General features: G+C 73.0%; 20 protein-coding genes. 14 read left to right on the top strand and 6 right to left on the bottom strand.

What is annotated here, in order from left to right:
- Positions 1-31 precede the first annotated feature (31 nt).
- The 9 genes from ACIBG7_RS14325 (at position 32) to ACIBG7_RS14285 (ending at position 9,191) form a co-directional block, all read left to right on the top strand.
- On the top strand, positions 32-1,018 hold the full coding sequence (locus tag ACIBG7_RS14325) for a sugar ABC transporter substrate-binding protein (RefSeq protein WP_397336443.1): 987 nt from the start codon (positions 32-34) through the stop codon (positions 1,016-1,018).
- Positions 1,015-2,049 (top strand): ABC transporter permease, encoded by a 1,035-nt coding sequence (locus ACIBG7_RS14320; protein WP_357930858.1) that lies wholly within the window; start codon positions 1,015-1,017, stop codon positions 2,047-2,049. The genes ACIBG7_RS14325 and ACIBG7_RS14320 overlap by 4 nt, the downstream gene beginning before the upstream one ends.
- Complete coding sequence (locus ACIBG7_RS14315; protein ID WP_357930855.1) at positions 2,046-2,825, top strand: ATP-binding cassette domain-containing protein; 780 nt, start codon at positions 2,046-2,048, stop codon at positions 2,823-2,825. The genes ACIBG7_RS14320 and ACIBG7_RS14315 overlap by 4 nt, the downstream gene beginning before the upstream one ends.
- Positions 2,826-2,850: 25 nt before the next feature.
- A complete protein-coding gene (locus ACIBG7_RS14310; RefSeq protein WP_397336442.1) occupies positions 2,851-3,741 on the top strand; it encodes an NAD(P)-dependent oxidoreductase in 891 nt (296 codons plus the stop codon).
- 22 nt (positions 3,742-3,763) lie between these two features.
- Positions 3,764-4,132, top strand: coding sequence for a nuclear transport factor 2 family protein (locus ACIBG7_RS14305; RefSeq protein ID WP_397336441.1), 369 nt, complete (start codon positions 3,764-3,766; stop codon positions 4,130-4,132).
- A 133-nt stretch (positions 4,133-4,265) separates the two neighbouring features.
- A complete protein-coding gene (locus ACIBG7_RS14300) occupies positions 4,266-5,573 on the top strand; it encodes an MFS transporter (protein WP_397336440.1) in 1,308 nt (435 codons plus the stop codon).
- Positions 5,570-6,580, top strand: coding sequence for a hypothetical protein (locus ACIBG7_RS14295; RefSeq protein WP_397336439.1), 1,011 nt, complete (start codon positions 5,570-5,572; stop codon positions 6,578-6,580). The genes ACIBG7_RS14300 and ACIBG7_RS14295 overlap by 4 nt, the downstream gene beginning before the upstream one ends.
- Positions 6,577-7,626 carry a DUF917 domain-containing protein gene (locus ACIBG7_RS14290; protein WP_397336438.1) on the top strand — a complete coding sequence of 350 codons (1,050 nt, stop codon included), beginning with the start codon at positions 6,577-6,579 and terminating at the stop codon, positions 7,624-7,626. The genes ACIBG7_RS14295 and ACIBG7_RS14290 overlap by 4 nt, the downstream gene beginning before the upstream one ends.
- Positions 7,623-9,191 carry a PucR family transcriptional regulator gene (locus ACIBG7_RS14285; RefSeq protein WP_397336437.1) on the top strand — a complete coding sequence of 523 codons (1,569 nt, stop codon included), beginning with the start codon at positions 7,623-7,625 and terminating at the stop codon, positions 9,189-9,191. The genes ACIBG7_RS14290 and ACIBG7_RS14285 overlap by 4 nt, the downstream gene beginning before the upstream one ends.
- Before the next feature lie 245 nt (positions 9,192-9,436).
- Here ACIBG7_RS14285 and ACIBG7_RS14280 read toward each other — a convergent pair whose 3' ends face one another.
- From ACIBG7_RS14280 to ACIBG7_RS14270, 3 genes are all read right to left on the bottom strand, one after another.
- A complete protein-coding gene (locus tag ACIBG7_RS14280; protein WP_397336436.1) occupies positions 9,437-11,014 on the bottom strand; it encodes a hydantoinase B/oxoprolinase family protein in 1,578 nt (525 codons plus the stop codon).
- The gene (locus tag ACIBG7_RS14275) at positions 11,011-13,035 is read right to left on the bottom strand and encodes a hydantoinase/oxoprolinase family protein (protein ID WP_397336435.1); all 2,025 of its coding nucleotides are present in this window, start codon (positions 13,033-13,035) and stop codon (positions 11,011-11,013) included. The genes ACIBG7_RS14280 and ACIBG7_RS14275 overlap by 4 nt, the downstream gene beginning before the upstream one ends.
- Positions 13,036-13,348: 313 nt before the next feature.
- Complete coding sequence (locus ACIBG7_RS14270) at positions 13,349-14,182, bottom strand: AAA family ATPase (protein WP_397336434.1); 834 nt, start codon at positions 14,180-14,182, stop codon at positions 13,349-13,351.
- 143 nt (positions 14,183-14,325) lie between these two features.
- On the opposite strand from ACIBG7_RS14270, the gene ACIBG7_RS14265 reads away from it, so the two are divergent.
- The 3 genes from ACIBG7_RS14265 to ACIBG7_RS14255 all read left to right on the top strand — a co-directional run bounded on the left by ACIBG7_RS14265 (position 14,326) and on the right by ACIBG7_RS14255 (position 17,589).
- The gene (locus tag ACIBG7_RS14265) at positions 14,326-16,590 is read left to right on the top strand and encodes an ATP-binding protein (protein WP_397336433.1); all 2,265 of its coding nucleotides are present in this window, start codon (positions 14,326-14,328) and stop codon (positions 16,588-16,590) included.
- A 30-nt stretch (positions 16,591-16,620) separates the two neighbouring features.
- Positions 16,621-17,241, top strand: coding sequence for a YigZ family protein (locus ACIBG7_RS14260; protein ID WP_357923345.1), 621 nt, complete (start codon positions 16,621-16,623; stop codon positions 17,239-17,241).
- Positions 17,242-17,385: 144 nt separating this feature from the next.
- Positions 17,386-17,589 carry a cold-shock protein gene (locus tag ACIBG7_RS14255; protein WP_357923347.1) on the top strand — a complete coding sequence of 68 codons (204 nt, stop codon included), beginning with the start codon at positions 17,386-17,388 and terminating at the stop codon, positions 17,587-17,589.
- 546 nt (positions 17,590-18,135) lie between these two features.
- Here the strand turns inward: ACIBG7_RS14255 and ACIBG7_RS14250 are convergent.
- Positions 18,136-19,380, bottom strand: coding sequence for an isochorismate synthase (locus tag ACIBG7_RS14250; RefSeq protein WP_357923348.1), 1,245 nt, complete (start codon positions 19,378-19,380; stop codon positions 18,136-18,138).
- A gap of 163 nt (positions 19,381-19,543) precedes the next feature.
- On the opposite strand from ACIBG7_RS14250, the gene ACIBG7_RS14245 reads away from it, so the two are divergent.
- A complete protein-coding gene (locus ACIBG7_RS14245; RefSeq protein ID WP_397336432.1) occupies positions 19,544-20,365 on the top strand; it encodes a GDSL-type esterase/lipase family protein in 822 nt (273 codons plus the stop codon).
- On the opposite strand, the gene ACIBG7_RS14240 is transcribed toward ACIBG7_RS14245, so the two are convergent.
- The gene (locus ACIBG7_RS14240) at positions 20,339-21,034 is read right to left on the bottom strand and encodes an HNH endonuclease family protein (protein ID WP_397336431.1); all 696 of its coding nucleotides are present in this window, start codon (positions 21,032-21,034) and stop codon (positions 20,339-20,341) included. The genes ACIBG7_RS14245 and ACIBG7_RS14240 overlap by 27 nt on opposite strands.
- Complete coding sequence (locus ACIBG7_RS14235; RefSeq protein ID WP_357923354.1) at positions 21,031-21,942, bottom strand: TetR/AcrR family transcriptional regulator C-terminal domain-containing protein; 912 nt, start codon at positions 21,940-21,942, stop codon at positions 21,031-21,033. The genes ACIBG7_RS14240 and ACIBG7_RS14235 overlap by 4 nt, the downstream gene beginning before the upstream one ends.
- A 73-nt stretch (positions 21,943-22,015) precedes the next feature.
- Here ACIBG7_RS14235 and ACIBG7_RS14230 point away from each other — a divergent pair, with 73 nt between their 5' ends.
- The gene (locus ACIBG7_RS14230) at positions 22,016-23,230 is read left to right on the top strand and encodes an FAD-dependent monooxygenase (protein WP_397336430.1); all 1,215 of its coding nucleotides are present in this window, start codon (positions 22,016-22,018) and stop codon (positions 23,228-23,230) included.
- Positions 23,231-23,335: the final 105 nt, after the last annotated feature.

Below are 23,335 nucleotides of genomic sequence, written 5' to 3'. Positions count from 1 at the left end.
ACAAGGTCACTCACCGGTCTTGGAGGTAGCCGTGAAGCGAACGCCGATCATCCTGGCTCTGCTGGGCTCGCTGGTCCTGGCCGGCTGCAGTTCCGGGGGCGGCGGCGGCCAGACGCAGCCGCCCGTCCAGGCCGGGGGCGGCCAGAGCCCCGCCGCCAACCAGGGCTCCTTCGCCGTCGTCACCCACGGCGGCGCGGGCGACTCCTTCTGGGACGTGGTCAAGAACGGCGCCGAGGCCGCCGGCAAGCAGTACGGGGTCACCGTCACCTACCAGGGCGACGGCGACCCGGGCAAGCAGTCGCAGCTCATCGACCAGGCGGTCGCGCAGAAGGTCGACGGCATCGTGGTCTCCATGGCCAACCCCGACGCCCTGAAGGAGGCCATCGGCAAGGCGGTCGCCGCCAAGATCCCGGTGATCACCATCAACTCCGGCGCCGACCGCTCCAAGGAGTTCGGGGCGGTCGCCCACGTCGGCCAGTCGGAGGACGTGGCCGGGCGCGGCGCGGGCGAGCAGCTCAAGGCGGCCGGCGTCACCAAGCTGCTGTGCGTCGTGCACGAGGCCGGCAACGTCGGCCTCGACCAGCGCTGCAAGGGCGCGGAGGAGACGCTCGGCGGCACGGTCGAGCGGCTGCAGGTCGACATCGCCAACCTCGCCGACGTCACCTCGAAGGTCACCGCGAAGCTGCAGTCGGACAAGGCGGTCAACGGCATCCTGGCGCTGAACAACGCCGTCGCCATCGCCGCCCGCGACGCCGTGCGCGACTCCGGCTCGCAGGCCAAGCTGGCCACCTTCGACCTGTCCGCCGACGTGGTCGCCGCGATCAAGGACGGGCAGATCCTGTTCGCCGTCGACCAGCAGCAGTACCTGCAGGGCTGGCTGCCGATCACCTTCCTCACCCTGCACAAGAAGAACCTCAACACCGTCGGCGGCGGCCTGCCGGTCAACACCGGACCCGGCTTCGTGACCAAGGACAACGCCGAGGCCATCGCCAAGCTGGCCGAGGGCGGCACCAGGTGACGAGCGCCGCCGTGGACGAGCGGCTGGCCCACGCCGGACCGCTGCGCCGCCTGCTGATCCGCCCCGAGCTCGGGGCGGTGGTCGGCGCGGTCGTCGTCTTCGCCTTCTTCGCCGCCCAGTCGGAGGTCTTCCGCTCGGTGGCCGGCGTCGCCAACTGGCTCGACCCGGCGGCCACGCTGGGCATCATGGCGGTCGCCGTCGCCCTGCTCATGATCGGCGGCGAGTTCGACCTGTCGGCGGGCGTGCTGACCGGCACCAGCGGCCTGGTGCTGGTCATCCTGGCCACCCGCTTCGGCGTCAACGTCTGGCTGGCGATGCTGGCCGGGCTGGTCGTCGCGCTGGCGGTCGGCTTCCTCAACGGCCTCATGGTCACCCGCACCAAGCTGCCGAGCTTCATCGTGACGCTGGGCACCTTCCTGATGCTGCAGGGCGTCAACCTGGGCGTCACCAAGGCGCTGACCGGCACCGTCCAGGTCAGCGGCCTGGCCAGGGCCGACGGCTACGAGCTGGCCCGCACCCTGTTCGGCGGCACGATCACCGTCGGCGGGGTCGGGTTCCGGGTGGCGATCCTGTGGTGGCTCGGCCTGACCGCGCTCGCCACCTGGTTCCTCATGCGCACCCGCGCGGGCAACTGGGTCTTCGCCGTCGGCGGCAACGACCTGGCCGCCCGGGCGGTCGGGGTGCCCGCCGCCCGCACCAAGATCGCGCTGTTCATGACGACCGCCTTCGCCGCCTGGCTGGTCGGCTCCATGCTCGCGCTGCGCTACACCAGCGTGCAGGCCAACATCGGCATCGGGCAGGAGTTCATCTACATCATCGCCGCCGTCATCGGCGGCTGCCTGCTCACCGGCGGGTACGGCTCGGCCATCGGCGCCTCCATCGGCGCGGTCATCTTCGGCATGGCCGACAAGGGCATCGTCTTCCTCGGCTGGGACGCCGACTGGTTCATGTTCTTCCTCGGCGCGATGCTGCTGCTGGCCACGCTGGCCAACCGGCTGGTGCGCCGCTACGCCGAGCAGGTGAGACATTGATCCTCGAGACCCGCGCCATCGGCAAGTCGTTCGGCTCGGTGCTGGCCCTGCGCGAGGTGTCGATGCTGGTCGAGCCCGGCACCGTGACCTGCGTGCTGGGCGACAACGGCGCCGGCAAGTCCACCCTGATCAAGATCCTGGCCGGGGTGCACCAGCACGACTCCGGCGAGTATCTGCTCGACGGCCAGGCCGTACGGCTGGCCAGCCCGCGGGCGGCGCTCGACCGCGGCATCGCCACCGTCTACCAGGACCTGGCGATGATCCCGCTGATGTCGGTCTGGCGGAACTTCTTCCTCGGCTCCGAGCCACGCAAGTCCTTCGGCCGCTTCGACATCGCCACCGCCAAGCGGGTGGCCCGCGAGGAGCTGCGCGCGATGGGCATCGACATCCGCGACGTGGACCAGCCGGTCGGCACCCTGTCCGGCGGCGAGCGGCAGTCGGTCGCCATCGCCCGCGCGGTGCACTTCGGGGCCAAGATCCTCATCCTGGACGAGCCCACCTCCGCCCTCGGCGTCAAGCAAGCCGGGGTGGTGCTGCGCTACATCGTGCGGGCCCGCGACCGCGGGCTCGGCGTCGTGTTCATCACGCACAACCCGCACCACGCCTACCCGGTCGGCGACCGCTTCCTGCTGCTCAACCGCGGCGCCAGCCTGGGCCTGCACGCCAAGGCCGACATCGCGCTGCAGGAGCTGACCTCGCTGATGGCCGGCGGCGCCGAGCTGGAGCAGCTCGCCCACGAGCTGGCCGGACCTGGAGCCGATCCGAAGCGGACCTGAAGCGCGTCCCGGCACGGTGGGTCCCATGAACAAGCCCTCTGTGACAGTGCTCGGCCTCGGCCTCCTGGGACACGCCGTGGCCCGCACCTTCCTCGACGCCGGCCACCCGACCACGGTGTGGAACCGCACCGCGGCCAAGGCCGACGACCTGGTCGCCGCCGGAGCCGGCCGGGCCGCCGACCCGGTGGCGGCGGCGCAGGCGAGCGACCTCGTGGTGCTCGTCGTGCTCGACCAGGCGGCGGCCGGCGAGCTGCTGGCCGCGATGGGGGAGACGCTGGCCGGCCGTACCGTGGTGAACCTCACCAACGGCACGCCCGAGCAGGCCCGCGAGCTCGACACCCTGGTCCGCGGCTTCGGCGCCCGCTACCTGGACGGCGGCGTGATGGCGGTCCCGCCGATGATCGGCTCCCGTGAGGCGCTGATCCTCTACAGCGGCGCTGCCGACGCCTTCGCCGAGCATCGCGCCACCCTGGACGTCCTGGCCACCCCCGACTTCGTCGACACCGACCCCGGCACCGCCGCGTTGTACGACCTGGCCCTGCTCAGCGCCATGTACGGCATGTTCGGCGGCGTCTACCACGCCCTGGCGATGATCTCCAACGCCGGGATCAAGACCACCGAGTTCGGCCCGCGCATCGAAACCTGGCTCCAGGCGATGCTCAGCGTCGTGCGCGAGGGCGCCGAGGAGGTCGACAGCGACCACTTCGCCACCGACGTGTCCAACCTGGCGATGAACGACCTGATCTTCCCCAACTTCTTCGCCGCCAGCGAGGAGCTGGGCGTGCGCACCGACTTCCTGGAGCCGCACCGCCGGCTGATGGCCGAGGCGGTCGCCGCCGGGTACGGCGGGGACAGCCTGATGCGGGTGGTCACGCTGCTGCGCAGGCCGCCGGGTAACGTGAGCGCGTCCGACTGAGCACGACGAAGGGATGGGCGCGATGTCTCGCGACGCCGTCTGGGCGGTCATCACCGGCATGTACGACGCCTACGCGCGAGGCGACCGGGCCGGGATCGACCGGCTCCTGCACCCGGAGGCGACCATCTGGGACTCGGCGGCGCCCGAGCTGATCACCAGCCGCGCCCAGCTCGACGCCGTCCGGGACGCGCGGCCCGCCGGCGGGCCGGCGGAGACCGGCGTCCATCCCCTCGACGAGGTCGTGGACGTGTGGGGCGAGACCGCCCTCGCGCGCTACGTGCTGCGCATCGACTTCGCCGACGGCCCGCCGGAGCTGGTCAGGACGACCGCGGTGCTCCGCCGGGCCGACGGGGCGTGGCTGATCGTGCACGTCCACGAGAACACCATCTGACCTGCGGGTATGCTGGCCGTACCGGGCGCGGCGCACAGCCGCGGGTGATCGAGACAGGCGTCTGGCACAGTCGCCGGACGAGGGGGCGGGCCTAGGGTCGCAACAACTTCTACGCCCCCCTCCGAGGAGTTCCATGACTGCCACAGACACGCGGACGCTGCCCATCGGCGCGGCTTTCGACCGCATGCCGTTCACCCGGCGGCACGTGCTCATCGCGCTGGCGCTCTTCATCGCTTTCGTCATCGAATCCTGGGAGCAGCTCGCGCTGATCTACGTCGCCGACGACCTCGGCACCTCCTTCGGCATCGACGAGGGCGGCGTCGGCCTGGTCCTCTCGGCGGTGGCCTTCGGCATGATCCCTGGGGTGCTCATCTGGGGGCCGATCGCCGACCGCATCGGACGGCTGCCGACCAGCTTCTGGTCGCTGGTCGCCTACGGGGTGATCGCCCTGGCCTCCGCCTTCGCGCCCAACCTGCCGGTCCTGCTCACCCTGCGGGTGGCCTCCGGCCTGGCGCTGGCGGGCGTCTACACCATCACCTTCCCCTACTTCCTCGAACTGCTGCCCACCAGGCAGCGCGGCAAGGCCGCGGTCTACCTGTCCATCGGCTGGCCGATCGGCATCCTGGCCGCCATCGGCGCCTCGCTGGCCCTGGGCCACCTGGGCTGGCACGTCGTGGCCATCGCCAGCGCCGCCGCCGGGCTGTGGGCCTTCGCCATCCGCGCCTGGGTGCCGGAGTCGCCCTACTGGCTGGCCGCCCGCGGCCGGCAGGCCGAGGCCCGCGCGGTGCTGCGCGAGCTGGGCAGCCCCGACTGGGACGCCACCTTCACCGTCACCACCGAGCGCGTCGGCAACCCGCTCGACCTGTTCCGCGGCAAGCTCGCCCGGATCACCGTGCTGATGCTGCTGCTCAACTTCGCCTTCAACTGGGGCTACTGGGGGCTGCAGACCTGGCTGCCGACGCTGCTGCAGGAGAAGGGTTTGACGTTGTCGGCCTCGCTCGGCTTCGCGGCGCTCAGCGCGCTGATGATGATCCCCGGCTACGTCAGCGCCTCCTGGCTGACCGGGCGCTTCGGCCGCAAGAAGGTCTTCCTCTCCTACGTCGCGGCCGCGGCCGTCGGCGGGCTCTGGTTCGCCACCGCCTCGGCCACCTGGGAGCTGTACGCGGGCAACTTCGTGCTCTCCTTCTTCAGCCTCGGCGCGTGGGGCGTCTGGAACACCTGGAACGGCGAGTTCTACCCGACCGCGCTGCGCGGCACCGGCTACTCCTGGGCCACCGCCGCCCAGCTCGTCGCCACCACCGCCGCGCCCTCCGCGGTCGGCGCGCTGCTCGCGGCCTCGACCGGGTTCACGCCGACCATGCTGATCATCAACGCCTTCCTGGCCGTCACGGTGCTGCTGGCCCTGCCGCTGCCCGAGACCGAGGGGCGCGAGCTGGAGTGATCCTCGGCGTCGCACTCGGCCGGCCGGCGAACACCCTCGTCGCCGTCCGCTCCGACGCCCGTTTCCACCACCCGCCGCCCGACGGCGCCGCCTACCGCGCCGTCTGCGTGGCCGCCGACCTCGACGCGGTACGGCAGGCGCCGGTGGCCGCGCTCCGGGTGGCCGGGGCCTGCCCCGACTCCCTGCGGCCCCGGGTCGGGCCGGGCGGCGCCGCGGCCATCGTGCGCGGCGGGCACACCCTCACCGGGCGGGCGCTGGCTCCGCTGGACACCTCCGCCGTCCGGCGCTTCGCCGTCGAGTGCGGGCTGCGCGACTTCGCCATCACCGCGACCGGCTCGCCCGCCCTGGCCGACCACGAGCTGGAGGCCGCCGCGGTGGTGGCCGACGCGGTGCCGGGAGCGCGGATCACGCTGTCGTACGAGTTCGGCCGGCCGGGGTTGCGGGAGCGGGAGGCCGAGACGATCCGGAACGCCGCCCTCGGGCCCGCGGCGGAGGAGCTCGCCGAGGAGGTGACCCGGCAGTGGCCCGGCCTGCCGGTGTACTTCGCCCGCAGCGGGGAGGGGCTGGTGTCGGCCCACTACTTCCGCCGCTACCCGCTGGCCTGCCGGCTGGGCTGGACCACCAGCCGCGACCGCGGCCTCACCGCCCTCACCCCCGGCCACGAGCAGGGGACGCCCCTCCTCCCAACCGTTGAGCAGGACACGCCGGGCCTCGGGCGGAGCGGGCTCGATGGCGGGCCGGGCGTGCCGGAGCCCGAGGTGGCCGCCGCGTACGGGGCGGTGCTGGCCTGGCCGCGGGCCGGGGTGGAGCGGATCGTGCGCGCCCGCGGCAAGGCCGAGCTCGACCGCGCCCTGCAGGACGCCCGCGACGAGGCCCTCACCCGCGTGGTCAGCGCCGGCGCCGCCCCCGGCTCGGCCCGCGTGGTGGTGACCGGCGTCAACCCGCTGTCCTACCTGCCCGACGGGCTCTACCGGCTGCACGTCGTCGCGGAAGGAGCCACCCCGTGACGGGCGTGGACCGCGCCTCGCTGCCGGCCCTGGCCGCCGGGTCGCGGGTGTTCGCCACCGGAGCGGCCGAGGCGTCGTTCGCGCTGGTCACCGACTGGTGCGCCGACGTGCTCGGCGAGGGCGGGGTGGAGCTGGTCCAGGCCGCCGACCTGCCGGGGGAGACGCTGTGCGTGGTGGTCAGCCTGGTCGGCTCCACGACCGCGCTGGGGGAGCAACTGCCCTCGGGGGATGAGGCGGCGCGGGCCGTACGGGCGCTGGAGCGGTGGCTGGGCACCCGCGCGGGCGCGGTCGTGCCGCTGAACGTGGCGGCCGAGAACGCCTTCCTGCCGGTGATCGCCGCCGCCGGGCTGGGCCTGCCGCTGGTCGACGGGGACGGCAGCGGCCGGGTCTTCCCGCTGGTGGAGCAGACGACCTACACCCTCGGCGGGGTGGCCGCCGCCCCGCTGGCGCTGGCCGGTCCGGCGGGGGAGCTGGTGCTCCTGGACAGCGCCCCGGACGAGGTGGAGAACCTGGTCCGGCCGGTGGTGCTGGCCGTGGGCGGCTGGGTGGTGGCCGCGTGCTACCCGATGAGCGCGCGCACGCTGGCCGAGGTGGTGGTGCCCGGCACGGTCAGCCGGCTCCTGGAGGCCGGCGTGCCGGGCGCGCCGCGTTCGCTGGCCGCGCCGTACGGCGTGCGGAGGTTGTGCCGGGGGACGATCGCGGCGGTCGAGGGCAGCAGCGGCCACGGCGAGGAACTGGCCCTGCCCTCGCTGCCCTCCAGCATCGTGGTGCACGAGTCGGAGGGGCTGCGCCGGCTGGTGCGGCTGGAGGCGCACAACGAGATCGTGCTGGCGCTGGCCGACGGCGCGGTGGTGGCGACCGCGCCCGACCAGATCTGCCTGATCGGCGCGGCGGACGGGCTGGTGGTGGACGTGGACAAGGCGGAACCGGGCATGGAGGTCGAGGTCATGGTGGTGCGGGCGGCGCCGGTGTGGCACACCGAGCGGGGCAGGGCCCTCGGCGGGCTGCGCGCCTTCGGCGTGCCCGGCGTGGAGGGCACGCCGTGAAGGCGGCCGGATGGGAGTCGCCGGTCACGGTGGCCGAGCTGGTCGACGCCGGGCCGCTGGCCGGGGCGACGATGTACGGCACCGGCGAGAACCCGGTGCACCAGGTGCGCATCGTGGACGAGCTGCCGGTGCTGTCCACCGTGGTGCCGCACACGGCGGTGGTGCTCATCGGCTCGGCGGCCAGCGGCGGCTGGGCGGTGGAGATGGCCATGCGGCGGGCCTGGGAGCAGGCGGCGGCCTGCGTGATCGCCCCCGCCAGCGCGGTGAGCGCCGGGTCGGGAGAGCTGCTGGCCGAACGGCTCGGCGTGACGCTGGTCTTCGTCGAGGAGGACCCCCTGGTGACCGCGGTACGGGTGGCTTCGGCGGCGGCCCGGCCCGAAGCGGCGCGCACCCAGCTCGTCGCCCGCTGTGCCACCCGGCTCGCCGAGGCGGGCCTGTCGGCCCGGCGGGTGCTCGGCGTGCTCAACGCCGAACTGCCGGGCACCTCGGTCGCCTTCGTCGACGGGTACGGCAGGCGCCTGGCCGGCCGGGTCGCCCCCGACCGGGCGAACCTCCTGGCCGAGGTACCGGTGCCCGGCCCCGAACTCGCCCGGACGGGGCTGAACCGCCCGGCCGGGCGCGCCGAACTGGACTCGGGGGGACGCGCCGCCATCCTGGGCACGCTGGTCGCGGCCGGGTCGGCCCGTTCGGCGGGCTGGCCGTCGGTGGTGGCCACCGTGCTCGGCCTCGCGGTGGCCCCCCTCACGGCCTGGGCGGCCACCGAACGGCTGGCCGCGGCCCAGGACTTCGACCTCCAGGCCGCCCTGGGCGAACGCCTCCTCGCCGCCCTGGACCCAGCTCCGCCGTCCACCCCCGAATCGGCCGCTTCCCCTGCGGGGGAGGAGCCCTGGGCCCGGGCGGTGGCGCTCGGCTGGCCGGTCCAGGGACCGGTGACCGCCTTCTGGATCCGCCAGGCCGAGCCTGCCACCCCCACCGGCGAGCCGAGCGCCGGACCCGAGCCGGACGCCGGTCCACAGGTCAGGGCCGTCCTCGCCGCCACAGTGGGGGAGGTCCCGGTGCTGCCCAGAGGCAGGAGCTGGGCCGGCTGGTCCGCCCGCCCGCCGGCGGACCTGGCCGCGGCGTTGCAGCGGGCGGTCGGCAGCCTGCCGTGGCTCGCCGCGGCAGGAGCCGGCGCCCAGGTGACAGACCCGGCCGCCCTGGCCGAGTCGTTGCCGGGCGCCCGAGCGGCGGCCTTCGTGGCCGGGCCTGGCACGGTGGCCAGGGCCGACCGCATGGGACCGGCCGAGCTGCTGGCGGCCCTGCCCGCCGGGGTGCTGAGCGCGCCGGCGGAAGTGGTGCTCGGCCCGCTGCTCGCGGTCGACAAGGACGGGACGCTGGTCGAGACGGTCCGCGCGGTGCTGGAGGAGGGCGGGGCGCTCAAGGCGGCCGAACGCCTGGGCGTGCACCGCAACACGGTGACCACGCGGCTGGACCGGGTGCGGGCGGCGGGGTTCGACCTGGACGACCCGCCGACCCGGCTGGCGCTGCTGCTGGCCACCCACCTGCACAAGAAATCTACAATGTAAAGGCGGTGGGTTGTGGGGGCCCCGCCCCCGAGGGGGCCCCCCGGGGGGCCCCAACCCACACCCCGGGGGGGCCCCCCGGCCCCCCCCCCCCCCCGCCTCGCCCCGGCGCCCCGCCCCCCCGGGCCCCCCCCCCCCCCCGCGGGGGGCGGCTCCGGCCCCCCCCCCGCCACACCCAACCACCCAGCCACGCGGGGTGGGTTGGGGCGCCCCGGCCCCTGAGGGAGCCGCCGGTGCGCCACAACCGATCACCGAGGGGGAGCCCCGTAGCCGCCGCCCCCGCCGGACTCGCAGCGGAGCACGTCACCGGCGTGCACGGGCAGGGCGTTGACCTTGAGCATCTCCCGGGCCTGCGGAGTCCCGGGGTTGAGGGTGACCCGCGGCGGCGCGCCGTCGGCCCCGCCGGCCAGGCCCCAGGCCGGGGTGACCGAGCGCTCGAACCACAACGACAACGAGGTGTCGCCGAGGAACTCGTACTCGCGCAGCACCCCGTCACCGCCCTTCCACCGCCCGGCGCCGCCGGTGCCCTCGCGGATCTCGTAGCGGTGCACGCGCACCGGGAAGAGCGTCTCCAGCACCTCGATGGGCATGTCGCGCAGGTTGCCGTTGACGCTGTTGACCAGCGCGCTCTCGCCGTCGCCGCCCTCCCAGGCGCCCCAGCCGCCGACGGTGGCCTCCTGGGAGACGTACAGCTTGCCGGTGCGCGGGTCGAGGCCGCTGAACTGCACGATCATCGAGTCGCCGAAGGAGGCGGCGGCGGTGCTGCCGGGCAGGACGGGGGCGAGTGCCTTGATCACCAGGTCGATGAGCAGCCCGAGGTGGGAGTAGTAGTACTGGCAGGCGGCCGGGACCTCGGCGGCGAGCATGGAGCCCGGCCGGGTGGCGACGGCCAGCGGGCGGAAGGAGCCGCCGTTGAGCGGCACCTCGCCGGAGACCAGCAGCTTGTAGGCGACGCGGACGGCGGCCACGGCCTGGGCGGCGCCGCAGTTGACCGGCCCGGTGGCCTGGTCGGCGCAGTCGGTGAGGTCGACCTCGATCCGGTCGCCGGAGACGGTCACGGTGACGTTGACCGGCAGGGGAGTGGCCAGGTCGATGCCGTCGTTGTCGAGGAAGCCGCCGGCGGTGTAGACGCCGTCGGGGATGGCGGCGATGGCCTCGCGTTCCAGGCGCTCGGTCTGGGTGAAGATCTCGTCGCGGGCGGCCATGACGGTGTCCAGGCCCCACCGGGAGACGATCTCGGCCAGCCGGCGCTGGCCGGTCATCGCGCAGGCGACCTGGGCGCGCAGGTCGCCTAGGGTGGCGTGCGGGAAGCGCACGTTGCGGGAGATGACCTCGTGCAGGTCGCGGCAGGGCTCGCCGCCGGCGTAGACCTTGACCGGGCCCAGGCGCAGGCCCTCCTGGAAGATGGAGGTGGAGTCCATGGAGCCGCCGGGGTCCTTGGAGCCGACGTCGAGCCAGTGGGCGCGGGAGGCGGCGAAGCCGGCCAGTTCGCCGCCGACGAAGATGGGGCCGTAGACGGTGACGTCGTTGAGGTGGGTGCCGCCGACGTAGGAGTCGTTCAGCACCCAGACGTCGCCTTCCTGCCAGACCTGCTCGCCGTACAGCTCCTCGGTGTGGCGGGTGCAGACCTCCAGGTTGCCGAGGAAGATCGGCAGGCCGCTGGACTGGCCGAGCACGTTGTGCTCGCGGTCGAGCAGGGCGACCGCGCAGTCCTTGGCCTCGTAGATGACGGGGGTGTAGGAGGAGCGGATGAGGGTGGTGTTCATGTCTTCCGCGGCCTGGAGGAGGGCACAGCGGATGATCTCTGTGGTCACCGGGTCGATCATGGGGTCACCTTGATGATCAGGAATCCGTTGGCGTCGGTCGAGGCCACGCAGCCCGGGGGCACGACGGTGGTGGCGGTCTCCTCGACGATGATGGCGGGTCCGGTCAGCTCGCCGGTGAGGGCGGAGCGGCGCAGGACGGGGGTGGCGTGGCGGCGGCCGTCGAAGATCACTTCTCGTACGGCAGGCGCCACGGCCTCGGGGGAGGGGGCGGCGGCGGGGGCGCTCTTGGGGAAGGTGCCGAAGCCGGTGGTGCGGAGCATGACGGCCTCGATGGGCGCCTCGGGGGTGGCGTGGCCGTAGCGCGCGGTGTGCGCGGCGGCGTAGCGGTCGGCGAGGACGCCGAGGAAGCCGGGTTCGCCGGGCTCGGCGGCGTCGCGCAGGGGGATGGTGAGGGTGTAGTCCTGGCCTTCGTAGCGCAGGTCGGCCGCGTGCTCGACGCGGCGCCGGTCGCCGGGCACGCCCTGGGCGGCCAGGGCGTCGAGCGCGTCGGTCTCCAGGCGGCGCAGCTCGGCGGCCATGGCGGGGCCGTCGAGGTCGTCCTGGGCGCGGAAGTGCGGGTGGGTGAGGTCGCGGCGGACGTCGGCCTCGAGCATGCCCCAGGCGGAGAAGGCGCCGGGGAAGCGGGGGACGACGACCTCGGAGATGCCGAGCTCGCGGGCGATGAAGGCGGCGTGCATGGCGCCGGCGCCGCCGAAGGCGACCAGGGCGAACTCGCGCGGTTCGATGCCGTGCTCGACGGTGATGGTGCGGATGGCCTGGGCCATCTTGGCGTTGGCGACGTCGCAGATGCCTTCGGCGAGCTGGATCGGGTCCATGCCGAGGGTGCCGGCCAGGCCGGCGACGGCGGTGCGGGCGGCTTCGGTGTCGAGGCTCATCAGGCCGCCGGCGAACCAGTCGGGGTCGACGCGGCCGAGGACGAGGTTGGCGTCGGTGACGGTCGGCTGGGTGCCGCCGCGGCCGTAGCAGGCGGGTCCGGGGACGGCGCCGGCCGATTCTGGTCCGACGCGGAGCGCGCCGGCTTCGGCGTAGGCCAGGGAGCCGCCGCCGGCGCCGATGGTGTGCAGGTTGACGATGGGCATCAGGACGGGGAAGCCCTCGATGGCGGCCTCGGCGCTGATGTCGGGCCGGCCGCCGACGACGAGGGAGACGTCGAAGGAGGTGCCGCCCATGTCGACGCAGATGGCGTTGTCGCGGCTGAGCAGGCGGGCCGCGGCGACGCCGCCCATGGTGCCGCCGACCGGGCCGGACAGCAGGGTCTGCAGGGGGCGGCGGCGGGCGTGGGCGGCGTTGACCAGGCCGCCGGAGGACTGCATGACGTGCACGGGGACGGTCAGGCCGCGGGCGGCGAAGCGCTGTTCGATCTCGGTGAGGTAGCGGCGGGTGACGGGGCCGGTGTAGGCCTCCAGGACGGCGCTGGAGGTGCGCTCGTACTCGCGCCATTCGCGGGCGACCTCGTGGCTGAGGACGACGAGGGTGTCCTGGCCGAGTTCCTCGGTGAGGATCTCGCCGGCGCGCTGCTCGTGGGCGGGGTTGGCGTAGGCGAACAGCAGGCAGACGGCGACGGCGTCGAAGCCTTCCGCGCGGGCCCGGCGGGCGGCTTGCCGTACGGCCTGCTCGTCGAGGGGGAGCAGCTCGGCGCCGCGCCAGTCGAGGCGGCCGGCGGCTTCCATGACGTGCTCGCGGGGGACCAGGGGGAGGGTCTTGCGGTAGCGCAGCTCGAACATGCGCTCGCGGTTGCCCCGGGCGATCTGGTAGACGTCCCGGGCGCCGGCGCTGGTGAGCAGGAGGACCTTGGCGCCCTTGCGTTCGAGCAGGGCGTTGAGGCCCTGGGTGGTGCCGTGCACGAAGAAGGAGATCTCCGCGGGGTCCTCGACGACGCGGTCGAGGGCGGCGAAGACGCCGGCCGCGAGGTCGCCGGGGGTGCTGGGGGCCTTCGACGCGATCACCGTGCCGGTGCGGCCGTCGTAGCGGACGACGTCGGTGAAGGTACCGCCGATGTCCATGGCGACGCGATAAGTCATGCCGGTCACGGTAGGCCTTGCCCGGCCGGAACGGCTGTGCGCGTGGCACAGCCGGCGATGGCCGGCCGGGCATGGTGCCCCCCATGAGCCTCCGGGGGGCCGCATACTGGACCCCTCCACCAGCGTGCGGTCCCGCCCGGAGGCCTTGGCGGCGGGTGAGGCCGCCAAGGGCCCCTGAGGGCCGTCGCCCCCGTCCGGATACCCTCCAGAATCCTTTCGGGGTCCGTCTCAGGAGCCCGCCCAAAGCTTGGCGCGCGGGCCGAGGGCGCGGCATCGGGTGAGATACCGATCTTCCATACCTAGCTGTTGTGATCTACAATGTAAAGGCGAGCGGTGAAGGCAAAACATAGGCCCGTAGGTACTGCGGCATGCGATACCAGCGCGCGTCCCGCGCGAGCACATCGACGACGAGGACCGACTTCTCCACCAGGCGGGCCACGGGCTCGCGGGCGTCGCGGTCGAGCACGGCCTGGGCCTCGTCGAGGCTGAAGGCGCCGGGCAGCGTCGCCAGCAGCGCCCACGTCATGCGGTCGGCCGAGGAGCAGAGCGCGTGGCTCCACGCCGCCGAGGCGCGTAGCGTGGTGTGGCGTTCGGGGTGGTGGGGCGCGGCGGGCAGGTCGTAGAAGGTGCCGTCGTCGAGGCGGGCGGCCAGGGTGCGGGTGTCGAGCAGGTGCTCGGCGGCGATGTGCACGGCCAGGGGCAGGCCGTCGAGGCGGGCCAGGACGAGCGGGTCGACGGCCAGGCCGCCGGAGACCTGGTGGTAGAGGCGGGCGGCGTCGTCGGGGCCGAGGGGGGCGGGGCTGAGCGTGCGTTCGCCGGCGCCGATGCTCTCGCGGCCGGTGAGCAGGATGCGCTGGCCCGTGCCGGCGGCCAGGCGGTCCTCGACGAGCTGGGCGCAGCGGTCGAGGACGTGCTCGCAGGTCTCCAGGACGAGCAGGCCGGTGCGGGGCAGGTCGGTGAGGTCGCTCTCGCGGGCTCGGGCGAGGTCGACGACGAGGCTGTCGGGGTGGTCGTCGGCGGCGGTGCGGGCCAGGACGCTCTTGCCGCTGCCGCCGGGACCGGTGACGGCGACGAGGCGGTGGCCGTCGAGCGCGTCGAGGAGCCGGGCGCGCTGGTGGTCTTGGCCGACGGGCAGGCGAATCGTCACCTATCGAGTGTGACCGAGCGTAGCGGGGTGGGGCAGCGGGTTGCGTACCTAAAGGCGATACCTAAGCGGGTTGTAGGTATGCCCTCACGAGGAGTGTTCGGGCGCGTACGCTAAGGCGATCCCCGGACATCTCGGAGGTTCTCATGTCGCTCGCCACGCATTCGCGTCAGCCGTCGTTGCCGGTGCAGGTGACCGGTTTCGTGGGCCGGCGGCGTGAGCTGGAGCTGCTGGAGGAGTTGTTGTCGCGGGCGCGGCTGGTGACGTTGTCGGGTCCGGGCGGGGTGGGCAAGACGCGGCTGGCGTTGCGGGCGGCGGAGGCGGCTCGTGACCGATTTCCCGACGGGGTGCATCTGGTGGAGTTGTCGGCGTTGAGCGATGCGGCGTTGCTGGCTCGCACGGTGGCGGGGGCTTTGGGGTTGCCGGAGCAGGAGTCGCGTTCGGCGCTGGAGCAGTTGGTGGAGTTCCTGTCGGTACGGCAGGCGCTGGTGATCCTGGACACCTGCGAGCACCTGGTGGAGGAGTGCGCGCTGCTGGTGGAGCGGTTGCTGCGCGAGACGGTGGGGTTGTGCCTGCTGGTGACGTCGCGGCAGCCGCTGGATGTGGCGGGTGAGCACATGGTGCCGGTGCCGCCGTTGCCGGTGGAGGACGGTGACGGCGGGGCGCTGGCGTTGTTCGAGCAGCGGGCGGCGGCGGTGGTGCCGGGGTTCGCGGTGACGGAGGAGAACCGGGCGGCGGTGCGGGCGTTGTGCGCGCGGCTGGACGGGATGCCGTTGGCGATCGAGCTGGCGTCGGTGCGGTTGCGGGCGATCCCGTTGCAGGGGTTGCTGGCGCGGCTGGAGGACCGGTTCTCGTTGCTGACGGTGCGGCGTGGGGTGCCGCGGCATCAGACGCTGCGGACGACGATCATGTGGAGTCATGATCTGTGCCTGCCGGAGGAGCGGGTGTTGTGGGGGCGGTTGTCGGTCTTCGCGGGGTCGTTCGATCTGGCGGCGGTGGAGGCGGTCTGTTCGGGGGGCGTGCTGGCGGCGGGGGAGATCGTCGAGCATCTGGTGGGCCTGGTGGACAAGTCGATGGTGATGCGGACGGAGGAGGAGGGGCGTTACCGGCTGCTGGACACGATGCGGGAGCTGGCCGGGGAGCAGGTGGACGCGGCTGAGCTGGTGGAGTTGCGGCAGCGGCATCTGGAGTACTTCACGGGGCTGGCGGGCCGGTGGTATGACCGGGCGTTCGGTGACGAGCAGGTGGCGATGGTCTCGGGGCTGGGCCGGGAGCGGGCGAATCTGCGGGCGGCGCTGGAGTTCGCGTTCTCGGCGGAGGGGGATGCGGCGGCGGGTGCGCGGCTGGCGTACGTGTTGTGGCCGTACTGGTTGTGTGCGGGGGCGTTGTCGGAGGCGTGTTACTGGTACGACCGGGTGCTGGTGGCGGTGCCGGCTCCGGTGGTGGAGCGGGCGATGGCGGTGTGCCATCTGGGGTGGTTCCGTTCGGTGCAGGGGGAACGGGAGGGTGCGCTGGGCTGCCTGGAGGCGGCGGGTGCGCTGGCGGCGGAGCTGGGGGATGCGGGGTGGCAGGCTCGGGCGCTGATGGGGCTGGGGATGCAGCGCATGATGGCGGGGGATGCGGCGGGGTCGGTGCGGTCGCTGGAGGAAGCGGCGGGGTCGCTGGCCGAGCGTGATCCGCACATGCATCTGTTGTGCCTGGTGACGTTGTGTGCGGCGCATGTGCTGGCGGGGGATCTGGAGCGGGGGCTGGCGTCGGCCGGTCGGGTGCTGCAGGTGCTGGGTCCGGATTCGCGGGAGGCCTATGCGCAGGGGCTGGCGCTGTATCTGATGAGTTTGTGCCGGGGGCTGCTGGGTGAGGGGGCCGAGGCGTTGCGGCTGGCTCGGCAGGGGTTGCGGTTGACGCAGGGGTTGCGTGATCAGTTCTCGGCGGCGCTGGGGCTGGATCTGCTGGGGTTGCTGGCCGTCGGTGAGGGCCGGATGGTGCGGGCGGCGCGGTTGCACGGGGCGGCTGAGGCGGTGTGGGCGCGGTTCACCCGGCCGTTGTACGGGCTGGAGGGGCTGCTGGTGTTGCGTGATCAGACGTTGGTGTCGGTCGAGCAGGCGCTGGGCGCGGAGCGGTTCGAGCTGGGGTTCGCGCAGGGGCGGGCGATGGGGCTGGAGGCGGCGATCCGGCTGGGTGAGCAGGACGGGGACGCGGTGGCCGCGGCGGTGGAGCGGGCGGATCTGGGGGTGTTGTCGGCCCGGGAGCGTGAGGTGGCGGGTTTGCTGGCGGAGGGGTTGACCAACCGGCAGATCGCGGAGCGGCTGGTGATCTCGAAGCGGACGGCGGACGCGCATGTGGAGCACATCTTCGCGAAGCTGGGGGTGTCGTCGCGGGCGCAGGTGGCGGCGCTGGTGGTGGAGGGTTAGCGGGGTGGGCGGGGTCCCTACGATGGGTGGGTGGGCAAGCCGTATCTGACGTTGTCGTCCGTGGTGGAGCATGAGGTCGAGGTGCGCCGGTCGCGGTTCGTGTGTGCGATCGCGCCGGCGGGTGAGGTGGGGGCGGCGCAGGCGTTCATCGCGGAGCGGCGGGCGTTGCACTCGGGGGCGACGCACAACTGTTCGGCGTATGTCATCGGTGAGCGGGTGGCCAAGGGTGACGATGACGGGGAGCCGGGCGGGACGGCGGGGACGCCGATGGTGCAGGCGTTGCTGGGGCGGGGTTTCGCCGATGTGGTGGCGGTTGTGACGCGGTATTTCGGTGGGGTGTTGCTGGGTGCGGGTGGTTTGGTGCGGGCGTACGGCGGGGCGGTGACCGAGACGCTGGATCGGGTGGTGCCGGTGCGGATGGTGCCGGCTCGGCTGCTGCGGGTGTCGGTGGCGCACGATCAGGCGGGGCGGGTGGAGAACGATCTGCGGGCTTCGGCGTTCGAGGTGCTGGAGGTGGCCTATGGCGCGGAGGTGGTGTTCGGGGTGGCGGTGGAGGAAGCGCAGGTGGGAGCGTTCTCGGAGTGGGTCGCATCTTTGACCGCCGGTCGTGCTCGGGTTTGGCCGGAGCAGGAGGTCCACGTGCTAAGGTAGGGGCTGATGCTGTGTGGTACCCATGAACGTGTAGCGCCTGGTGGACTGGATAGACCCCCGGGCGTCTTTTTGTTTGCCGGGGGCGCATTGCTTCGCCGGGGTTCGCAAAGAGCGGAACCTCTCGCGTATCTAAGGAGATAGAGAATGGCTACCGGCACTGTGAAGTGGTTCAACAGCGAGAAGGGCTTCGGCTTCATCGCTCAGGATGGTGGAGGTGCGGACGTGTTCGCGCACTACTCCAACATCGCCTCTTCCGGGTACCGCGAGCTGCACGAAGGTCAGCGCGTGTCGTTCGACGTCGCCCAGGGCCAGAAGGGCCCGCAGGCGGAGAACATCGTCCCCGAGTAAGGGTTGACGAGCAACTAGAGAGGCCCGCGGCAGCGCCGCGGGCCTTTTCTGTTGGGCTGGGTTTGGGGTGCGCTTTGTCCTGCCTGTGTTCGGCCCGTTGGTTTCTCTGACCTTTCCTCGGATATCCGGCGTTTCCCCCGCGTGTCCAGCCGTACCTCGTTAGGAGGAAAGGCGGCCGTAAAGGGACGGCCCGGCCGCGCGGAGGGCCGCTCGGGAGGAACGGACCGGGTGTCCCGAGAAAGGGCCCGGGGCGTGTCCCGGCGAAAGTCCCGGGTGTGATCCAGGAAGAGAGCTCGGCACCCCGGGAGCGGACCGGGTACCTCGGGAGCGGACCGGGTACCTCGGGAGAGGGCTCGGCACCCGGGAGTGGGCTCGGTGCCCCGAGAGAGGACTGGGGTACCAGGAGGACCCTGGGTTCCCGGGAAGAACCCCTGGCGGCGCACAGATCCGCCCACCTCGGCCTCCGCGGCCCCCCTCCAACCAATGCGGCGAGCCCCCGGGCGGTGGGTGGTGATCCTGTGCGGCGGCAAGCTGGGGTCGGCGAACCTACCCTTCCAACGCGTACTGCATGACCCGGAACTTGGTCTGCGCCTCAGCCAGCTCAGCGGCCGGATCAGAGTCCCCCATGATCCCGCACCCGGCGAAGAGCCGAGCTCGCCGCCCATGGATGTGCCCGGACCGAAGGGCGATCCCCCATTCCCCGTCCCCCCGGGCGTCGATCCACCCGACGGGCCCGGCGTACCCGGCCCGGTTCATCCCTTCGATGTGCCGGATGAGGTCGACAGCGGTCCGCGTGGGCGTCCCTCCCACCGCGGCGGTGGGGTGCATGGCCTGGACGACGTCGAGCACGCTGGCCCCGTCGGCCAGCCGTCCGGTGACGTGGCTGGCCAGGTGTTGAAGGTTGGGCAGCACCAGCAGTTCAGGCTCGTCGGGCGTGGTGAGGCTCGCGCACAGGGGTGTGAGGGTCCGCCGGACCGATTCGATGGCGCATTCGTGTTCGTGCCGGTCCTTGGCCGAGGCCATGAGGGCCTGGCCGCGGGCGTGGTCGTCGGCGGGGTCGGTGCCGCGGGTGGTGGTGCCGGCCAGGACGAGGGATTCGATCTCGGGCCCGGTGCGGCGGATGAGGAGTTCGGGGGTGGCGCCGATGAGGGTGCCGGTGGTGGGGGTGCCGACGGCGAAGGTGTAGCACTCGGGGTAGCGCTGGGCCAGGCGGCTGAGGATGAGGCGCAGGTCGATGGGGTGTTCGGCGGTGGCGAGGAGGTCGCGGGCGAGGACGACTTTTTCGAGGTCGCCGTTGCGGATGCGGCGGCTGGCCTGGGCGACGACGGCTTGCCAGGCGGGGGCGGACATGCTGCCGTCGCCGTAGCTGATGGTTCCGGGGTGGGTGAGGGGGCGGGCGGTGGTGAGGGGGGCGTCGCCGATGGTGGTGAGCCAGGCCTGTCCGTCGCGGCGGGCGAGGATGGTGTGGGGCACGATGAGGACGGATCCGGGGGTGTTCTCGTCGAAGGTGAAGCTGCCGAAGGCGACGGGGCCGGATCCGGGGGTGTTGAGCGGGTCGTCGATGTGGGTGTCGGCGAAGGTTTCGTTGAGCCAGCGGCGGGCCCAGTCGAAGCGGCCGGGGCCGGGCGGGATGTCGGCGCGGGCGGCTTCGCCCCAGCCGACGAGGCCTTGGCCGTGTCTGATCCAGGCGTAGGGCGCTGCGTGGGGCAGCGCCTGGATCAGGTCGCCGGGGTCGCGGACCGTGGTGGTGCGAACCGGCAATGGGTGGGTTGTTCCCAGTGCGACACTCACCCAAGACACTCTATGCCGAATCTGAACGTGTTCGACTTTGGCCCCCTGGGTTGGCGGGATGGGGGCTGGTGTTGGCCTGGTGGCTGTCAAGGGCCGATATGAACTCGGTCGGGTGTGGGCGGAGGTGCCGTCGTCGGGGCTCGGGGGTCTCTACCTTCAGATCATGCTCGGTCACGTGGTGGTTGCCGTGTCGTTGTCGGCGTCGTCGCTCATCGCTCCGGAGGTGCCGCCGGTGCCGCGGGTGATGGCGGCGCTGGGGGATTCGATCAGTGCGGGGTTCAACGCGTGCGGGTGGTTCGTGGCGTGCCCGTCGCGGTCGTGGTCGGCGGGGGAGCATGCGGGGATCTCCAGTCACTATGTGCGGCTGGGGATGAAGGGCGGTAACCGGAACTTCGCCGTGCCGGGGGCGACGAGTGCGGATCTGGCCGGGCAGGTACGGCAGGCGGTGGCGGTGCGGGCGGAGTATGTGACGGTGTTGCTCGGGGCGCAGGATGCGTGCAAGGCGAGCGAGCGGGAGATGACGCCGGTGGCGGTGTACCGGGCGCGGATGGCCAAGGCGTTGTGGGCGTTGCGTGATGGTTTGCCGGGGGTGCGGGTGTTCGTGGCGAGCGTGCCGGATCTGCGGCGGTTGTGGGAGACGGGCAAGGACAACGCGATCGCGCGGATGTTCTGGAAGGTGGGGCGGATCTGCCCGTCGATGCTGGCGTCGCCGACGTCGGTGAAGAAGGCCGATGTGGATCGGCGGGCTCGGGTGCGGGCGCGGGTGATGGCCTACAACCGGGTGCTGGCGGAGGTGTGCGCGCAGTTCGGGCCGGCTTGCCGTACGGACTCGGGGGCGGTTTTCGGTTATCCGTTCACGCTGGAGCACATCAGCAAGTGGGATTTCTTCCATCCGAACGAGGCGGGGCAGCGGGCGCTGGCGAAGGCGACGTTCGCGAAGGGGTTCGAGTGGGTGCCGTCACCGGCATTGCGCGAGCATGGTTGATTTGTCGGCCGGGGTGACGGGGAGCCGGTATTTGCGGGCGACCTGGGCGAATCGGACGGCGTAGGCGCAGCGGATGCGGGCGCGGGGCGGCAGCCAGGAGGCGGGGCCCGAGCCGTCCTTGGCCTCGTTGGCGGCGCCGTCGACGGGCAGCAGGTTGAGCGGGTCCTGGGCGAAGTCGAGGCGTTTGCTCATCGGCCAGGAGCGGGCGCCCATGCGCCAGGCGTAGGACAGCGGGACGACGTGGTCGACCTGGATCTGGCCGGGGCGGGTGATGGTGCGGCCGGTGTAGGGGTCTTCCAGGCGCAGTCGTTTGACGGCGCAGCCGTCGCGGGTGAGGTCGTGGCCGTCGCGGGCGAGCAGGTCGTCGCGGGTGCGGCAGCCGTTGTGGGCGTAGGGGACGCCGGGGGCGGTGTCGGCCCAGTTGGCGCCGTAGTTGAGGCGGTCGTAGCCGGCTTTGGATCCCATCGGGCGGGTGCGCAGGCCGCGGATGACGTCGGCGCCTTGGCGGCGTTCGGTGCCGGTGGTGAGGGGGGCCAGGCCGGAGCGGGTCCCGTCGGTGTTGGTGAGGGGGCTGGCGGCGGCTGCGCGGGAGGTGGTGGCGGGTTTGCCGATCAAGGCGAGGATCATGACGGCGCCGGCGATGACGGCGATCGTGTCCCGGGTGCTCAATCGCGCCTCCTTTCTCCAGCAGTGTCGATGAGGAGGGCCAGGCCGTCCAGCAGGCGGGTGAGTCCGAAGGTGAACAGGCTGTCGAGGTCGTAGTCGAGGGCGGGGTCGGTCAGGAGGGCGGTGAGGGTGGGGTAGTCGCCGGAGTGCAGGAGGCGTTGCAGGGGGTCGTGCTGGGCGGCGAGCCATTGGTCCTCGTCGAGGCCGGTGTCGGCGCGGGCGGCGGTCTCGGTGGGGAGGTTGACGGCGACGCCGCGGACGTAGGTGGCCAGCGACAGGGCGGCGTGCAGGGTGGCGTTGGCGCCCAGGCCGTGGTGGTGCAGGGCGCGCAGGGCCCATTCGGTCTGCGCCATGCCGTGCGGGGACAGGGCGGGGCGGGTGAAGGAGAGGACCTCGGCCAGCCAGGGGTGGTCGCGGTAGGCCTGCCACTGCAGGCGGGCGAGGGTTTCGAGCTGGGTGCGCCAGCCGGGTGGCGGCGGGTCGGGCAGGTGGCGTTCGCCGAGGACGGCATCCGTCATCAGGGTGATGAGCTCGTCCTTGTCGTGGATCTGCCGGTAGAGGGACATGGTGGGGCGGCCGAGGTCGGCAGCCAGGCGGCGCATGCTGAGGGCGGGCAGGCCCTCGGTGTCGGCGATGCGGATGGCGGCGCGCAGGAGGGGGTCGGGGCCGGCCGCGGGTGTCTTCGGGGTGGGGGGTGGGGCGGGGTCGGCGACGATGGTGCCGATGCCGGGGCTGGCGTAGGCCAGGCCCTGGTGTTGCAGGGCGGTGAGGGCCTTGGTGGCGGTGGCCATGGCGACGCCGTAGTCGCGGGCCAGGCGCCGGGTGGAGGGCAGGCGGTCGCCGGGGCGCAGGCGGCCGGTGTCGATGTCGCGGCGGAGGTCGGCGACGATGCGCAGGTAGGGCGCGGTCACCTAGTGCACTGTAGTGGTGCACTAGTGCGGCTGGCCATTTACCAGGGTGAGAAGCCGTTTGTACGGTGTACGCATGGATGTGTTGATCTCTGGGGCCGGGATCGCCGGCCCGGCGCTGGCGTTCTGGCTGGCGCGAGCGGGCCACCGGGTGACGGTGGTGGAGCGGGCGCCGCGGTTGCGCCAGGGCGGGCAGGCGGTGGATTTCCGGGGCCGGGTCCAGCTCGGGGTGCTGGAGCGGATGGGGTTGCTGGCGGCGGTGCGCGAGCGGGCCACGCACGTGGGCGACACGGTGGTGGAGGATGCGGCGGGGCGGCGGCTGGCGCGGTTGCCGGCGGTGTTCACCAGCGGCGATGTGGAGATCGTGCGGGGTGATCTGGTGGGGCTGTTGCACGAGGTCACGCAGGCGGATGTCGAGTACGTCTTCGGTGACGGCGTCGCCGGGCTGCGTGGGGGCGAGGTGGTGTTCGAGCGGTCGGGGGCTCGGCGGTTCGATCTGGTGGTGGGGGCCGACGGGCTGGGGTCGGTGGTGCGGCGGCTGGCCTTCGGGGTGCGGCGGGCTCGGCATCTGGGGATGTACCAGGCGGTCTTCTCGATGCCGGAGGGGGCGGCGGAGCCCGGTAGTGCGGTGATGTTCAGTCTGCCGGGGGTGTCGGCGAGCGTGCACGGGCATCGGGGGCGGGTGCTGGGCGGGCTCGACTTCGCCTCACCGGAGCTGGAGCCGGAGCTGGGCGCGGATGGGCTGGATCCGCATCGGTTGCTGGCCGAGCGGTTCGCGGGGGTGGGGTGGCGGGTGCCGGAGCTGCTGGCCGCGGCTCGGCGGGCGCCGGACTTCTACTTCGCGCCGGCCGCGCAGCTTGAGCTGGAGCGGTGGTCGGCCGGGCCGGTGGTGTTGCTCGGGGACGCGGCGTGGGCGCCCGGGCCCGGTGGGATGGGGACGGGGCTGGGGCTGGTGGGGGCGTATGTGCTGGCCGGTGAGCTGGCGGGCTCGGATGGTGCGGGCTCGGATGGTGCGGGCTCGGATGGTGCGGGCTCGGATGTCGCGGCCGCTGTGGCGGGGGCGGGGCGGCGGTTCGAGGCGGTGATGCGGCCGTTCGTGGCCGAGGGGCAGCGGCAGGCGCTCGGGGCGGAGGGGTTCCTGGTGCCGGGGACGCGGGGGCGGATCTGGGCGCGTAACCAGTTCTTCCGGATGGCGTCGGTGATGCCGGGCAAGGGGCTGGTGGGGCGGCTGGCCTCGCGGGCGGCCGATCGGGTGCCGCTGCCGGACTACCCGCTGCGGGTCGCCGGCTAGCCCACCGCACCAGGCGGGCCCGCCGCACCTCGCAGGCGCCCCACCCCGGGCCTCGCCGTACCTCAGGCTTGGCCCGCCCCGGCTCCGCCGTACCTCCGGGTGGCT

The organism is Nonomuraea sp. NPDC050328, assembly GCF_044459405.1.
In the GTDB taxonomy this organism is placed as follows: Bacteria; Actinomycetota; Actinomycetes; order Streptosporangiales; family Streptosporangiaceae; genus Nonomuraea.
This window is presented reverse-complemented; position numbering and strand designations above follow the sequence as displayed.

Coding starts and splice junctions, on each gene's coding strand:
- ACIBG7_RS14310 (WP_397336442.1), top strand. CDS start 2,851: ATGAACAAGCCCTCTGTGACAGTGCTCGGCCTCGGCCTCCTGGGACAC.
- ACIBG7_RS14305 (WP_397336441.1), top strand. CDS start 3,764: ATGTCTCGCGACGCCGTCTGGGCGGTCATCACCGGCATGTACGACGCC.
- ACIBG7_RS14300 (WP_397336440.1), top strand. CDS start 4,266: ATGACTGCCACAGACACGCGGACGCTGCCCATCGGCGCGGCTTTCGAC.
- ACIBG7_RS14280 (WP_397336436.1), bottom strand. CDS start 11,014: ATGATCGACCCGGTGACCACAGAGATCATCCGCTGTGCCCTCCTCCAG.
- ACIBG7_RS14275 (WP_397336435.1), bottom strand. CDS start 13,035: ATGACTTATCGCGTCGCCATGGACATCGGCGGTACCTTCACCGACGTC.
- ACIBG7_RS14265 (WP_397336433.1), top strand. CDS start 14,326: ATGTCGCTCGCCACGCATTCGCGTCAGCCGTCGTTGCCGGTGCAGGTG.
- ACIBG7_RS14255 (WP_357923347.1), top strand. CDS start 17,386: ATGGCTACCGGCACTGTGAAGTGGTTCAACAGCGAGAAGGGCTTCGGC.
- ACIBG7_RS14245 (WP_397336432.1), top strand. CDS start 19,544: ATGCTCGGTCACGTGGTGGTTGCCGTGTCGTTGTCGGCGTCGTCGCTC.
- ACIBG7_RS14230 (WP_397336430.1), top strand. CDS start 22,016: ATGGATGTGTTGATCTCTGGGGCCGGGATCGCCGGCCCGGCGCTGGCG.